Origin of the sequence: Caldisphaera sp. (genome assembly GCF_049974385.1) — an archaeon.
GTDB lineage: Archaea > Thermoproteota > Thermoprotei_A > Sulfolobales > Acidilobaceae > Caldisphaera.
Window position 1 is genome coordinate 16,984 of sequence record NZ_JBMFIW010000009.1, and the last position, 15,148, is coordinate 32,131.

Sequence of the window (15,148 nt, forward strand, 5' to 3'; positions counted from 1 at the left end):
ACCTCTTAAAAACCCATTTCATTAAACCAAATATAGCAAATGGCAATATAACTGCGGCAGCTATTATTGTTACTATAACGGCCATAGCTGCTGAGGCTGAGAAGTACTCCGATATGAAAAGATTATAAACATACATAACATATGTCATTTATGATTATATAAAAAATAGGAAATATTAACAATAAAAAAGTATACATAAAATTATAATGCTATTATTTAAATCTGCTTTTATTCTTTTTAAACATATTTTTGTTTTTTTATTATTATAATAATAAAAATCAAGGAAATAAAGCAGGCATTTTAACTCATTATGTTCGAAGGGAAAACTTTTAACCACAGATTTTCAAAATTTTAATTGCCCAGAAGGGCGTAAGTAAATAGTGTGAGGAATGTAATCTTGAGTGAAAGTAATCGTAAGGTTTCGGACCTCCGTGAGGGGGAAGATAATGTATCTATTAAGGTTAGGGTTTTGAGTGTTGACGAACCAAAAGTCATCCACACAAAGAGAGGAGACAGAACAATAAGCGAAGCCATAGTTGGTGACGAGAGCGGTAGAATAAAATTAACAATGTGGGGTAATCAGGCTGGAAAAATTAATGAAGGAGATGCTGTAGAATTAAAAGGTGCTTGGACTACAAGCTTTAAAGGAGATGTTCAATTAAACATAGGTTCTCGTGGAGAAATCAATAAAATAGACGAAGAAGGCCTTCCCAAACCAGAAGAAATACCAGAGAGCACGCCAAAGGCATCTGAATCAAGCTCAAGGAGCTATGGAAGATCAAGAGGAGGATATAGAAGAGGGGGTAGAGGAGGATATAGAAGAGGGGGATACTCTTCTTCATTTGGAGGTTCTGGAGAGGAAAGCGATAGTAGCGAAGATGAAGAGTGAAACCCATTTAATAATTATTATTTAATTTTTAATTTTTATTAAATTATTTATCAGAAGTATAATACAAAGTTTTTAATCTGTAAAACCATAATTCGTTATGAAAAGGTGAAGCGGTGATGCGCCTTTGTGGAAACTAAAGATATAGAAAAAGTTTACATAGGTTTAGTCAACATAAATGACCTTAAGCAACATGAATTAGCAATCAATGAACATATAGAAGAATTGAAAAAATTAATTATAACCCAAAAAATCATAAGAAAACCAATAATTGCTGATATAAAAACAGGCACAATAATTGATGGAGCCCATAGAACAAGGGCGTTAAAATCATTAGGAATTAAATATATTCCTGCTGTATTAATTAATTATATAAATGATGATAAAATTAATGTTGATAAATGGTATAGAGTTTATGATATAGATTACAAAGATATGATATCTTATTTAAAATCCATGCTTTGCTTTCAGGATATGGAATACTATAGCAATTCAATAAAAATAATCATGTGTAATGATAACAAAGTTGACTCTTATATGCTAATAAACAAATTCGAAAACGAGTTTAAGGAAAGTATAAAAGAAATATCGTTTATAAATCCTGAAATAAAAAAGGTTAAAAGGAAAGGTATAATAATTGATCCTCCTAAGCTTGAAAAAGAAGATGTAATAAATGTCGCTTTAAAACAAACCCTTTTACCTCCAAGATCTACAAGACACGTTACATTTTTAAAAAAGATTTATGTAAACTATTCTTTAAAAAATATCTATTAAAGCAAAAGATACTTTAAACTCTTTTCTTTCTTTTACAAAGTGGTGGATACAATGTCAGCATCAGTACCAAAATACTTAGTTAGAGATGTTATGAAAACACCTACAGTAAACGTGCTACCTACAAAAAGTGTAAATGAGATAGCCAGACTCATGATAGAAAGAGATGTTGGGTCAGTAGTTGTAGTAGATAAAAATGGGAATCTTTTAGGTATAATAACCAAAACAGATATTGTAAGAGACGTAGTAGCTAAAGGCATATCGCCTCTTAGTATCAATGCTGGTCAAATTATGACAAAGAATCCATATTATGCATTCGAAGATACTCCATTAGAAGAAGCAGCAAGCTTAATGGGCAGCAAAGGTATAGGGCATTTGCCTATATTAAATTCTAAAACACTAAAGCCCGTAGGTATGATTTCAAAAAGAGATATATTAAAGCTAGCACCATATTATATTGATCTAGTATACCAACTAAAAGCAGAAAAGAATAAATAAATCCATTAAAATAATTAAAATAAACTTAGCAATTTTTTATTATAAATATATTAAGTTAAATTATTAAAATCCCAATATCTATTAATATATGAAACATTATTTACATTAAATATTTATTTTATAAATATGACTTTGCTTCGTTTACTATTCTTCTTATGTTTTTCCAATGGCCCCCTTCCCAATAAACTTGGCCACACCTTTTACATAAATAAAAAACATTATATGTTTTCAATGCTCCAGGAGGTACCCTACTTTTAATTAAATTCTTATCCGTAATTTTAATTAATTTTCCATTACATTCAGGACACCTACTTTTTTCAGGATTTAATTCTAAGTCTATCAATTTTTTGGAGTAGAGTTCAGCTAATATCTTAGGCATTTCTGCAGATTCTACAAGATACGCATCTAAATTCAGTTTTTTAGCTTTATAATATAAGACTTTGTCTCTTGTAATTATTGTTCTATTACTTTTAATGGCTATTTTAATTATTTGTCCATCAGAATAATCTCTTGAATATATAACATCGTATCCTAGTATCCTTAACCACCTTGTTAATGTACCTAGCATTGCATCTGTTATATATTGTTGCATTTTTACCTCCTTTACTATAATCTTTTTAGCAAACTTATTATACATAAGCTCTTTTTAAGCTTTAATTCTCTTAAACTAATTTTAGTATGAATTACAAAAAAAAAATTCAAATAAGCTTATATAATAATAAGCATATAAAAAATCTTGCAAGGTTAAAAAAACAATGCTAAGCCTTAATCAAATTATAGTGATTTTAATCATAACAGTTTCCATATTTCTACTGCTATCAAGAAGATTAAGGCATGATATAGTTGGAGTTGTAACAATGATAGCGTTAGTATTAACTGGTTTTATTTCGCCTCAAGAGGCGTTAAGCAATTTTGCATCAGTTACAATAATTGTACTCATATCTCTTATGATAATAGCCGGTACCTTGGCTGATTCCGGCCTCTTAGAGGTTTTAGGAAATTATATCACATCAAAAGTTAAAAATGAAAAAATTATATTGCTATTATTACTTTCTTTAACAGTTATTGCATCAGGTTTTATTAGCGATGTAGCGTTGCTTCTTGCCTTTATACCATTAATATATTCTATTTCATTAAATCTTAAGAAACCTATATCAAGATATTTACTCCCGTTGGCATATGCCTCGATCTTAGGAGGGCCAACGACATTAATTGGAACTTCAACCAACATTGTTTTAGATAACGAATGGTATAATAAGTTTGGCTATAACTTAAATTTTCTGCAATTTGCAAAAATAAATTTAATATCCTCTTTTATAAGCATATTAGTATTAACTTTTTTAATCACTCCTTTCTTGGGTAGAAAAAGGAAAGAAGTTACATCATTAAAAGAAATAACTGTGCAAAATTATATTATTGAAGTACAAGTTACAGGAGATAGCGATTTTATAGGAAAATCTCCTAGGAGTATTGAGAAATCCTTTGGTGTCAAAGTTTTAAGGGTTATTTCACCTTGGAGATTTATTGGCGAGAGAAGAGAGCTTAGAGAAGGAGATATTTTATTATTAAAGATTTCCCCTTCTCAACTTCCTTTAATATTATCTTCAAAAGGTCTAAAAATTTCTCAAAAACCAATGGAAGGAAAAGAGCAGTTCTTTGAACTACTAATAACAGGATCGTCAAAACTAAGAGGAAGGAAAATAAAGGAAATCGACTTTGAATCATATAATGTATATGTAATTGGAATTGCTTCTGCAAATTATATAACCAGAATTTATGATTATGTTCTAAAGCCTGGAGATGTTTTATTAGTTCAAGGTTATGAACCTGATGTTGCGAAATTCGCCGATTATTATGACTTATTACCAATAAATAGTAAGGGGTTAAAGGCCTTTGATAAAAGAAAAGCAATATTTTCTTTAAGTGGTTTAACTATAGCAATAATAGCAAACAGCTTTGGCTTAAATATGGCTTTATCTTTTTTGGTCGGGGCATTAATATCATCATTCAGCGGATCTTCTACTATTAGAAAAATGTATGAATATGTTGAGTGGCCATTAATAGTTTTTATAGGAGCATACTTATCTATAGGCCAAGTCATGGTTAAAAGCAACCTTTCTGCAATGATAGGAGGACTTATACATAACTCTGTTCTCATTTTATTTTTACTATCTTTATTACTTAGCAACACCGTTGGCTACGTTACAGCTGCAATAATCCTTGCCCCAATAGCTTTATCTTTTACCAATCCCTTAACTGCTATAACAGTTTTAGCTATGGGCGTTTCTTCTCCATTTTTAACTCCATTTGCTCATCAAGCAAATTTAATTGCATATGGAACAGCAGGATATAAAAATAAGGACTTTTTATTGGTCGGATCAATTGTGATATTAATAAAGTTCCTCGTTACTTTTTACTTTTTAGGGTTTAATAATATAGACCTTAGTTCTTTTTGAATTCTTAGCTATGTAATCTTCCATAACTTCAACTCCAATTCCTGGCTTTTCAGGAGCTGTAATGGTCCCATCCTTATTTAGAATCCAAGGAGGCTCAACTATATCTTTTTCAAAGTATTTTTCACTAGCACTAATATCATTAGGATATTTAACTCCAGGTAACGTAGCTGCTGAAACCAAGTGACCTCTTCCTATTCCGGTTTCTAGCATGCCTCCTATCCAAACGGGTCTATTAGCTATCTTATACCAAAAGTCATGAATCTTTAAAACTTCGCTAAAGCCTCCAACCCTTCCAGGTTTTATATTTATTATCATTGCAGAACCTAGTTGATACGCCTTTCTTGCATCATTTACGTCCTCTATGCTCTCATCTAAGCATATAGGCGTTCTTAAATGTCTGGCTAATTCCGCATGGTCTATTAGATCTTTCCAATGCAATGGTTGTTCTATCATTAATAAATTATAATTGTCTATTTTTTTAAACAACTCTATATCAGTTAATTTATATGCAGAATTCGCATCCACATGCAAAGGTAGATCTTGACCAAATTCCTTTCTTAGCCTTATAATTGGCTCTATATCATAACCAGGCTTTATCTTAATCTTTATTCTCCTATACCCTTTGTCTAAAAACATAGATACTTTCTTAACTAGTTCATCTGTAGTATTTTGTATCCCAATACTCACCCCACTAACTATGTTTTTATTAACTCCTCCGAGAACTTTCCACAAAGGCTTTCCTTCAATTTTTGCCTTAAGATCCCATAGAGCCATTTCAAGCCCTGCTTTAGCCATATTGTGACCTCTAATATTAGAAACCATTTCATTAAATTTCTCTACATCTATTTCCTCTTCTTTAGAAATCTTAGGTATTATAAAATCGTTTAATATATGCCATGCAGTTTCCCATGTTTCATAACTATACCATGGCCCTTCTCCAGCTACTGATTCAGCCCATCCAACTTCCCCATTTTTCTCTTCCACTCTAATTAATATAGCTGGTCTTTCAATTGTTTTTCCAAAGCTTGTCTCAAAATCTTCCTTTAATTTAACCCACAATTCAAAAAGTTCTATTTTCTTTAACTCCATAAATTAACACCCTTTAATAAGTCTTCTAATTCAGATTTAATTAATACTACATAACCATAATTTTCTTTATTTCTTGTATAGCCAACAGCTATGTAACCTTTGCTCAAATAAAACTTATACGCCTCTCTAGTATATAGCCTCCATTTTTTAGCTGTTTCTTTATCAATGTTCTTTATTGAAGATATATTAGCCGGTATTGATATCAAAATTACTTTATCTAAACTAAATTCTTTTTTTATAGGTGTCTCTATATAGCTTTCTTTATTTTCCCCTTTTATTTTTCTATCTAAAGGTATGTATCCACCTTTTCTTATTAATTCTTCAGCAGGGGGCGTTTTAATTTTACCCTCTATCTTATCAGTCACATATTTGCTTGATATGTACCATTCAGCCTCAAATCTATCAGTTTCTAATCCTTCATTTATTGAATCTCTTATATTGCCATAATAGTTTTCTTTATAAATTCTTCCTATAGCGCCTAGCTTCTCTAGATTAAAATTTAGGTTTAAAGATTGCAAAGGATCAAAAGTCCACTTTATTAAATTTATTCCCAATTTTAATACTTCTTCCCTTTGTTTAATCTTTAATTTATATCCAACATTTTTATACTTGTATTCTTCTAAGACGCCAGTCATGTGGCTGTAAAAATATCTACTCTCATTACATCCAACACTCCAACCCATATTAAAACCTATCATATTATTTTTATCAAATGCTCCTAAAATTATTCCGCCATTTTCTACAAGAGCCTTTAGCATATGTACTGGGGTTGTTTCCCTATAATCAGGCATCGCCCATGCAGATTTTTCTATTTCAACAACGTTTTCTAATTCATTTACATCCTTTATTTTCCTTATAATTAATTCTTCCAAAGCCTCCTCCCAAAAAATTTAATATAATATAAATTAAAAAAGTTTAATTTTACTAATACTAAGTTTTAAAAAATATCTTATATAAAAATAACGGGGGTTAAAATGAAATATAGAGTTTTTGGAAAAACAAAAATGAAGATAAGCGAAATTGGTTTGGGCTTTTGGCAAATAGGCTCAACCTCATGGAAAGGCGATATCAAAAAAGCTGAAGAAATTGTAAAACAATCCTTAGATTCAGGCATTAATTTTTTCGATACAGCAGAAGTTTATGGCAATGGAAAGAGCGAGAGATCTCTAGGAAACGCGCTTAAAGAATTAAAAGCTGTAGATTCTTCATTCGTTGCTACCAAAATAGGCGGATTTAGACCTTCAAGTTATTTTATTGAAAAGGGAGTAAAGAAATCTATAAACAATTTAGGATTCAAACCAAATCTCTTGCAACTACATTGGCCTCCTCCTTTATGGATTCCTATTTGCACAGTAATAAGGGGAATGGAAAAAATGATAGATAAGGGATATGTTGACTATATAGGAGTTTCAAACTTTTCAGGGAAATTGTTAAAAGATGCAATTCAATGTACATCTAGATATGAAATAATTTCTAATCAAATAGAATACAACCTTTCTTATAGAGTTGCTGAAATTGATCTATTCTCACTTGCAAAAAAAGAGAACATAGAAATAATAGCTTATAGCCCACTAGCTAAGGGAGCATTAGCAGGTGCTAAGAATCCTTACAGTTTAGCGCAGAAATCAGATAAAAGGTTTAAAAGAATAATTAATGATAAAGAACTAATATCAACTTTAGATATGATATCACAAAAATATAATTATACTTGGTCTCAAATAAGTTTAAAGTGGATAATAAATAATAACGCCCTTCCTATACCTGGTACTAGAAATAAAGAGAGAGTAAAAGAATATGCTATGTCATCTAATATAGAGATAAGAGATGAAGATCTTTCTCTGCTCGATAAGGTCTCTATTAAATATGTAAATGTATGGGGTAAAAAGTATAACAATTTAAAAATAATAAGATATGTGCCATGTATATTGCAATATTTAGGAATAAAATTATCTGGAGGAGCTTGATTATATTTTCAAGATTTTAGCTATAATTTTTTAACATCTTTTAACCCTTCCTCCTAAAAACAAGGAGTTACAGTAATAATCCGGTGTTACCAGGGAAGACTGCTAAAGTTTTCTAGAATTATATTTATATTTTAGAGATGAGGGATAAAAAATGATAGGTGATGTAGTTAAAAAATTCTTCGCAAGAGGTCAATATAAAGAGACTGGTCTAAACCAGGGAGAAGGCATAGATTACGATGAAATACTTGCCCAGTTAGGAATTGTAAAAATGGAATTGGACAGAATAAAGACCACAATTATAAACGAGATACAAGGATATTATGAAAAAATGATAGATTCTAAAAGATCAAATGATAACGAAGGAGCTGAAATGAGCGCTGCTGAAATAGTATTAAAAAAGAGAGTTTTAAAGGCAATATTAGCTTATGGGAATATGATTGAATTTGCTATAAGAAGGATACAAGACACAAGGAGCTTAGAATCAATAGTTAAAGTATTGGCACCATTAAAATATGCCATGAGTTCCATGGATGAATACCTATCTGGCTTTGCACCAGAAGCTGTTACATCTCTAAGCAGCGTATTAGAAGAGACTGAAGGAGTCATAAGGAAGACAGGTATAATATATAATACAATACCTCAAGGAAAGAGCATTTCAGAGGTAGTCCCAGAGGTTAGCGAGCTAATAACTAGTGCTATTGCAAAAGCACAAAAAGAAGCAGAACAACTTTCACCTAAAGTCCCAGAAACGTTTGACCCTGAAATAATAGAAAGAAAAGTCTTTGAGTATATAAAGGAAAAAAATGGTGTCTTAAGCCTAAAGAAGGCATCAGAAGAATTGGGTATACCTTTAAACATAATTAAAGCAACTTTGTATAGGTTAGAAGCAAGAGGTATAATAAAGGTAGACCTACCAAACGAACAACAAATATAAACAGGCTTTCCCCTCTTTAAACTAATTTTTATAAACATAGTAAAAGAGGTCGGACTATGTCAGAAACAAACCCAGTTGCAATGTTAGAGCAAACAGCTAGGAGAAAAATGCACGAAGCCTTAGATGCAGAAAGAAATAAGGACTATGAAACGGCTATTGATAAATATAAAAAAGCCATTGAAGCTCTTGAAGAAATAATAAGAAATTATCCTGATCACCCTATGTCTAAAATTTATAGAAAGACTATTTATGAATTAAATTTGAGATTAAAGTATTTAGAAAACAAGGCTAGCCAGCCTATCGGGGAAACGATTTCTGATGAAGTGAGAGTTGAAATAAAAGGAGATATTAATGAAAACTTGCCAGACTTCGTTCTCAAAGAAAAGCCAAGCATCACATTTGATGACATAGCAGGTCTAGATGAGGCTAAGAGAGCTATAAGGGAAGCTATAATATATCCAATAAAAAGGCCCGACTTATTCCCTTTAGGATGGCCTAGAGGTATACTCCTTTATGGCCCTCCAGGTACAGGAAAAACTATGTTAGCAGCAGCAGTTGCTAATGAAATTAATGGAGAGTTTATTTATTTAGATGCAGCAAATATAATGAGCAAGTGGCTTGGTGAAGGAGAGAAAAATGTTAAAAAAGTGTTTGATTATGCTAGAAATAAATCAAAAAATGGTGTTCCAGTTATAGTATTTATAGACGAACTAGATGCTCTTTTAGGAATACACACAAATGAAGTAGGTGGGGAGGTTAGAGTAAGGAACCAATTCCTTAAAGAAATGGATGGCCTTCAAGACAAATCAATAACTTTACACGTATATGTAATAGGTGCAACTAATAAACCATGGGCATTAGATGAGCCCTTTATAAGGAGGTTCCAAAAAAGAATTTACGTACCTTTACCCAATAAAGAAGCCAGGTCCAAACTCCTTTCAATGCTAACTTCTAAAATAAAACTTGATGATAACATAGACTTTGATAAACTAGCAGAAATGTTAGAAGGATATTCGGGAAGCGATATTAGAGATGTTGTGCAAGATGCATATATGAGGGTAGTAAGGGAATATTTTGAATCTCAAGACAAAGAAGAATCTGTTAGACCAGTTACTATCGATGATTTTATGGAGGCTATAAAGCAGAGAAGACCTAGCGTTAATAAAGAGATGTTAAAATTATATGAGAGTTGGACAGATAAGTTTAAGGCTATTTAAAAAATTGTTGGATCTTTTCTCAAAGATGCTTCCCAAAATAATATTTCAAAGTTAACGCTATTTCTAAATATATCCTTCAATTCATCGTTTAATTTAATAGATTCTAATGAATCTAATATAACTTCTACTCTCTTTTCATATTCATCTGAACCATAAAAGCTTGCCCATAAGTTATAAACCTTATTTGAAGAACCTTTAACAAATTTGCCTATAAAACTATAACCTACCATACATGGAGTCCACGCAGCAAGAAACTGTTCCCATCCTATATTAGAATAATAATATAAATGCCTTGTATATGCATAATTTACTAAGTTATATCCAACACTATCAATAATTGATTCATCTATATTTAGCTCTTTAAAAACTTCTTTTTCAACCTCTAATCCTCTATCCCTTGTGTTAAATATGGAGTTTAATATGTTAGTTATTATATTAAGAGGAGCTTTACTTGAAGCATTTAATAATGATTTTAACATGATATTAACATATTTTGAATCTTGAATCATATAGTATTTGAAAGAATCTAAAGGTAAAGTTCCATCTTTCATTTTAACAACAAAATCATGTTTTATATATTTTTCCCATAAATCCCCTACACTATTCCTCAATATATCAAAGTTACTCATGCCAATCCCTTATTACTACTAAAGATAGTAACAGTTAAATGCTTTGCAAAAATTAAAAACATTCTTCATTAACCATAATAATATAAAAATTCCAAAAAATTAAAATTTCATAATATTTTTTTGTCTTATACAGAGAAATCGGGTCAACAACAGGAGCAATGCCTGGAGTACAACCATTTGGAGGATGGAAGTCTTCTGGATTTACTGGAAGAAATGCAGGGGGACCTTATTATTTAATTTCGTTTTTGAGAGAACAAGCGAGAACAACTTATCTATAAACTTTTTTATATTATATAAATTATCTATTAATAATATAGAGCTTTATATTTAGTTTAAGCTAGTTATTATAATTATTAATAATATAGACAAAACTATGCCAATAATTCCTACTACAAAAAGTCCTTTTATAATATCTATTATCCCCCATGATACGATATATTCTAAATAAAAAATTGAAGAGAATGGTTTTGTTTTTTTAAGTTGTGAAGCCCTATACTTACTTAAAATGTAGAAAGAATAAAAGAAAACAGCGGAAACTATGAACCAGCCAATAAAATTTGTTATAGGAACTCCAAAATATTGTCCAGGAGATTGCCAAATCCATAGCTTAACTTTTTGAGAAAGAAGGGGATCAAAAGTCAAATCAATTATAACCATAGCAAGCGATGCTAGCAAATAGCTATTGGTAGCAGCCAACGAATAAAAACCTAATGACGACCAAAGCAAAGGTATAAAAATAGGGACTCCTAAAATTTTAGGTCCCAAACCTTCTGTATAGTAATATTTTCCAAACGGTATGCCGTAATGCACCCCAATAAACTCAAAAATATATGATATTGTTATAGATACAATTAAGAATTTAACTGTCCTATTAGTCCCCATTTCTAATAATGAATTCAAAAAATAGAGAATAATAAAAACTAATGGTATCGAATAAATACTTGAAAAATATTCAATTAATCCGTTAATATGAAGAATTGATAAAACTAGTGTTATTGGGTAAATTGTAGTTAAGATCCATACGATCTTTTTAAATCCCATCTTCTAAACCTCAAAGCCTTGTCTTAAGATTGAATGCCTACATTAAATAATCTATTTTATTAATATATTTTAACTCTTTTCTTCTTGTATATAAATAAAAATAAAAATTATAAAAACTTAAAAACATAATAAAATAAGGTGAGAGAATTGCAAGAAAAAGCATTAAAGATAGGTCTAACACAACTTGTATCAAGTAAAAACAAGGAAGAAAATATATTAAAAATTGAAAAATTTTCAAAAAAAGCCAAAAATAAAGGTGCAGATATGGTAGTTTTCCCCGAAGTTTTTATGATATATTTCTCTTCTGAAGATAGCTTAGAGAAAAGATCTAAGGAGGCTGAAAGCTTGGATGGTAATTTTGTGAAAAGTATATTAAAAATATCGAAGGAATATAATTTATCCATAACAGTAGGCATGTATGAATCTATAGAAAACAGCCTAAAAACATACAATACTATAATAACAACTGATGATAATGGCAATATAATAAATATCTATAGAAAAACACACCTTTATGATGCATTTAACTTTAAAGAATCTGATTTCTTTAAAGAATCTAAAAATCCTTATAGAGTCTTTGACTTTAATGGATTTAAAATAGGAGTTATGGTATGCTATGAGATAAGGTTTCCTGAAATTGCGAGAATTTTAGCTTTAAATGGAGCGGATGTAATATTAGTCCCAAGTGCATGGTTTAAGGGTTACAATAAGGAAGAGCATTGGTTAACTATGATCAAAGCAAGAGCATTAGAAAATACTGTTTATATAGCTACATCAAATCAAATAGGAAACGTATTTACTGGCATAACAAGTTTCGTAGACCCCCTCGGAATTATAATGCATAGAATGAACGAAGAGGAAGGAATTATTTTTGGCGAAGTAGACAAAGAAAGAATCAATGAAGCTAGAAAAATATTACCCTTGCTAACCCAAAGAAAAACTGATTTATATTCAGGACTTATTTAGCTTCAATTTTTATCATATAAAAATTTTTAAACTATTTATCAAGTTAGTAATTAAAATATATGTACGTTTAAATTTATTAATCTAAAAAAACGTAATTAAATATGTATATGGTGTTTAATAACATAAAGTTATTAAACACTATAGGTGATAAACATGACTAGCAATTTGCCTTATGAAAAGAAAGAAACTTTTTTCCCTTGCAATGGAGAAAAGTGTCATGGTATTTTATATTTGCCTTCTGGTGTTAAGAAAGCTCCGGCCTTAGTGATGGGCATGGGTTTTGGCATGGTAAAAGAAGTGCATGCTGATGACTATGCCCCATACTTTGCTCAGAAAGGAATAGCTGTTTTCGTTTTCGATTACAGAAGATTTGGAAGAAGCGAAGGGATGCCACGACAAGCTCTATATCCAATGGATCAAGTATCTGATTATAGATGCGCTATTTCTTTTATGAAAACTATTGAGAAAGTCGATCCAAATAGGATATGTGTTTGGGGGACAAGCTTTTCAGGAGGCCATGTATTAACCCTATTAGCATTTCCAGAATCTGGCCTAAAATGCGGAATATCCCAAGTTCCAAATGTTTATTCGTATAGAACAGCCTTGGAATATTTTGGTAGCCTTGAACCAGTTTTAATGCTATACTCACAGAACTCAAAGGATTGTTGCGAAGGAAGACCTTCTTATATTCCTATAGTATCTAAAGATGGTATAGCAGCTTTAATGACCAAGGAGGCTTATGAATATTATACAAGCATTGCGTCAAAATATGAAACTTTTGAAAACAAAATCACTTTAGATAGCCTAACTCATATTTTAGCTTACAATCCAGGGGATTACTCTCACTTAATAAAGAAACCTTTATTAATGATAATTGCATCTAAAGATCAAACAACACCTCCAAAAATAGCTAAAGAAGTAGCTGATAGAATTAAAAGTGAAGTAACAATAAAGGAATATAATGTAGGCCATTTTGAAATCTATAAACAACCCTTATTAAATGAAATTGCAATTTATGAATCAGCATGGCTGTTAGAGAGGTTATGAGCATGTCCGATTGCAACTGGTGTAATATAGAAAAGTTAAGTGAAAATGTTTATGCAGTTATTGATAAAAACGGTGGATGGTTTTTAAGTAATTCTGGCCTTATTGACATGGGTTCATATACATTAATCATCGATACACAATATAATGAAAAAAGAGCTAATGATATTATAAACGTTATCAAAAATTTAGGGCTGCCGAAGCCCGGTTTAATATTAAATACACATCATCATGGAGACCATGTATGGGGTAACCATGTCATAGGAGCACCTGCTATTATCCATAAAGAGGCAAATAACATGATAAAAACACTTAAAGAAATTGGATCTAGCATTTATGAAGCGTTCTTTCCACAATTAGACTTTAAGGGTTCAAAATACACATTACCTGATATAGTAATAGGTGATGATGGAATAGTTATAGAATCAAAATATGGTCCAATTAATGTAAAATATCTAGGACCAGCGCACACTGTAGGAGATCTAATAGCTATAGTAGATCATGCGAATACGATATTTGCTGGAGATATAATATTTAATCAAGTAACCCCCTTAGCCCTTGATGGAACGGTATCAAATTGGATTAAAGTGCTAGATAAGTTGGAAGGCATTTCAAAAGGTAAAAAGATTGTAGGAGGGCATGGAGAAGTTACTGATGAAAAAGTAATTAAACTTATGAAAGATTACCTTATACACATATCAAATGGCACTAAAGAGAGTTTATTAAATGGAATTTCAGATCCTTTAATGATAGCAAAAAGTATAGGCCCTGGACCTCTTAAAGGATGGAGCCTTGAAGAAAGAATAGTTTTCAACATCGCTAGAGCAATATTAGACATCCAAGGTAAACCTCCTGGAGAGATGGTAACAAATTTACCAGAACTAGCCACGAAAATGGCAAAATATCCATTAAAATAAAAATATTTATCAATAATATTATAAAAAATAAATTATTTTAAATAGATCTTAAAATAATTTTATATAAATTTTTATATAAAAAATAAATTGAATGCCTCTTAATGTTTCCTTAGAAATATTCCAGCTATAGCTGCAACAATTATTATCGCAGCCATACCTCCAATAAAAGTTATATTAGTTGATATTTTTGCATTTTCAATTAAAGGCCCATTAACAGTTACATTAGAATTATTTGGTAATGTATAATTGCCAACCCATGTTAGAGTCTCATATATAGGCACTGATTCGTATAGCTTAATAGTAGAACCAAAATTGTACCAATTGTTTATACCATTTATTGTTACCAAATATTGCTTATAATAATCTGCCGTTTCATTAATCATAGGATATAGCACGGTTATTGAACTGCTTTGATTCAATACGTATCTTTCTTGATTGCTAATATAAATTACCTCAGGTAAAGCAATTACTGTTTTATAGTTGAACCAATTACTTATTGTTCCGTTAGGTAGCTTGATAAAGACGTAATATTGTTTAATATATGATGGAGTTAGGTTAAATGCATTGTTGACAACAACTCCATTTGTTTGGTTTATTATGTATCTTGTAACGTTATTTATATAAATCATTTTGGGCAAAAATATACTAGATCCATAATTGTACCAACCACTTATTGTTCCGTTAGGCAATAATACATTGATGTAGAATTGTTTAATATATGATGGAGTTAGGTTAA

15 protein-coding genes and 1 pseudogene are annotated in these 15,148 nt (G+C 30.7%); 10 read left to right on the top strand and 6 right to left on the bottom strand.

From position 1 onward, the window contains the following. Positions 1–397 precede the first annotated feature (397 nt). The 3 genes from ACP5GV_RS03480 to ACP5GV_RS03490 all read left to right on the top strand — a co-directional run bounded on the left by ACP5GV_RS03480 (position 398) and on the right by ACP5GV_RS03490 (position 2,155). Positions 398–889: an OB-fold nucleic acid binding domain-containing protein gene (locus ACP5GV_RS03480; RefSeq protein WP_428068426.1), complete on the top strand. Its 492-nt coding sequence runs from the start codon at positions 398–400 to the stop codon at positions 887–889. Positions 890–1,015: 126 nt separating this feature from the next. Next, the gene (locus ACP5GV_RS03485; RefSeq protein WP_428102284.1) at positions 1,016–1,660 is read left to right on the top strand and encodes a ParB N-terminal domain-containing protein; all 645 of its coding nucleotides are present in this window, start codon (positions 1,016–1,018) and stop codon (positions 1,658–1,660) included. A 51-nt stretch (positions 1,661–1,711) separates the two neighbouring features. Continuing rightward, entirely contained in the window at positions 1,712–2,155 is a 444-nt protein-coding gene (locus tag ACP5GV_RS03490; RefSeq protein WP_428102286.1) for a CBS domain-containing protein, read from the top strand. A 118-nt stretch (positions 2,156–2,273) separates the two neighbouring features. Here ACP5GV_RS03490 and ACP5GV_RS03495 read toward each other — a convergent pair whose 3' ends face one another. Continuing rightward, positions 2,274–2,747: a Mut7-C RNAse domain-containing protein gene (locus ACP5GV_RS03495; RefSeq protein WP_428102288.1), complete on the bottom strand. Its 474-nt coding sequence runs from the start codon at positions 2,745–2,747 to the stop codon at positions 2,274–2,276. A 163-nt stretch (positions 2,748–2,910) separates the two neighbouring features. On the opposite strand from ACP5GV_RS03495, the gene ACP5GV_RS03500 reads away from it, so the two are divergent. Further along, complete coding sequence (locus ACP5GV_RS03500; RefSeq protein WP_428102290.1) at positions 2,911–4,611, top strand: SLC13 family permease; 1,701 nt, start codon at positions 2,911–2,913, stop codon at positions 4,609–4,611. On the opposite strand, the gene menC is transcribed toward ACP5GV_RS03500, so the two are convergent. Continuing rightward, complete coding sequence (gene menC, locus ACP5GV_RS03505; protein ID WP_428102292.1) at positions 4,576–5,700, bottom strand: o-succinylbenzoate synthase; 1,125 nt, start codon at positions 5,698–5,700, stop codon at positions 4,576–4,578. The two genes, ACP5GV_RS03500 and menC, sit on opposite strands and share 36 nt — an antisense overlap. Then, positions 5,691–6,572, bottom strand: a complete 882-nt coding sequence (locus ACP5GV_RS03510; RefSeq protein WP_428102295.1) for a hypothetical protein — start codon at positions 6,570–6,572, stop codon at positions 5,691–5,693. The genes menC and ACP5GV_RS03510 overlap by 10 nt, the downstream gene beginning before the upstream one ends. A gap of 102 nt (positions 6,573–6,674) precedes the next feature. Between ACP5GV_RS03510 and ACP5GV_RS03515 the strand changes: the two genes are divergently transcribed. From ACP5GV_RS03515 to ACP5GV_RS03525, 3 genes are all read left to right on the top strand, one after another. Next, complete coding sequence (locus ACP5GV_RS03515; RefSeq protein ID WP_428102297.1) at positions 6,675–7,664, top strand: aldo/keto reductase; 990 nt, start codon at positions 6,675–6,677, stop codon at positions 7,662–7,664. A 151-nt stretch (positions 7,665–7,815) separates the two neighbouring features. After that, complete coding sequence (locus ACP5GV_RS03520; RefSeq protein ID WP_428102299.1) at positions 7,816–8,598, top strand: hypothetical protein; 783 nt, start codon at positions 7,816–7,818, stop codon at positions 8,596–8,598. Between the two features lie 56 nt (positions 8,599–8,654). Next, positions 8,655–9,815 (top strand): ATP-binding protein, encoded by a 1,161-nt coding sequence (locus ACP5GV_RS03525; RefSeq protein WP_292319241.1) that lies wholly within the window; start codon positions 8,655–8,657, stop codon positions 9,813–9,815. Here ACP5GV_RS03525 and ACP5GV_RS03530 read toward each other — a convergent pair. Both ACP5GV_RS03530 and ACP5GV_RS03535 read right to left on the bottom strand, forming a co-directional pair. Continuing rightward, positions 9,812–10,444, bottom strand: coding sequence for a TenA family protein (locus tag ACP5GV_RS03530; RefSeq protein ID WP_428068441.1), 633 nt, complete (start codon positions 10,442–10,444; stop codon positions 9,812–9,814). The genes ACP5GV_RS03525 and ACP5GV_RS03530 overlap by 4 nt on opposite strands. 327 nt (positions 10,445–10,771) lie before the next feature. Next, entirely contained in the window at positions 10,772–11,485 is a 714-nt protein-coding gene (locus tag ACP5GV_RS03535) for a carotenoid biosynthesis protein (RefSeq protein WP_428102301.1), read from the bottom strand. A gap of 147 nt (positions 11,486–11,632) precedes the next feature. Here ACP5GV_RS03535 and ACP5GV_RS03540 point away from each other — a divergent pair, with 147 nt between their 5' ends. The 3 genes from ACP5GV_RS03540 (at position 11,633) to ACP5GV_RS03550 (ending at position 14,412) form a co-directional block, all read left to right on the top strand. Next, positions 11,633–12,451 (top strand): carbon-nitrogen hydrolase family protein, encoded by an 819-nt coding sequence (locus tag ACP5GV_RS03540; RefSeq protein ID WP_428068452.1) that lies wholly within the window; start codon positions 11,633–11,635, stop codon positions 12,449–12,451. Between the two features lie 153 nt (positions 12,452–12,604). Then, positions 12,605–13,498 carry an alpha/beta hydrolase gene (locus ACP5GV_RS03545; RefSeq protein WP_428068453.1) on the top strand — a complete coding sequence of 298 codons (894 nt, stop codon included), beginning with the start codon at positions 12,605–12,607 and terminating at the stop codon, positions 13,496–13,498. Between the two features lie 2 nt (positions 13,499–13,500). Further along, positions 13,501–14,412 (top strand): MBL fold metallo-hydrolase, encoded by a 912-nt coding sequence (locus ACP5GV_RS03550; protein ID WP_428068455.1) that lies wholly within the window; start codon positions 13,501–13,503, stop codon positions 14,410–14,412. A 98-nt stretch (positions 14,413–14,510) separates the two neighbouring features. Here ACP5GV_RS03550 and ACP5GV_RS03555 read toward each other — a convergent pair. Further along, a pseudogene (locus ACP5GV_RS03555) lies at positions 14,511–15,148 on the bottom strand (hypothetical protein); the annotation flags it as partial.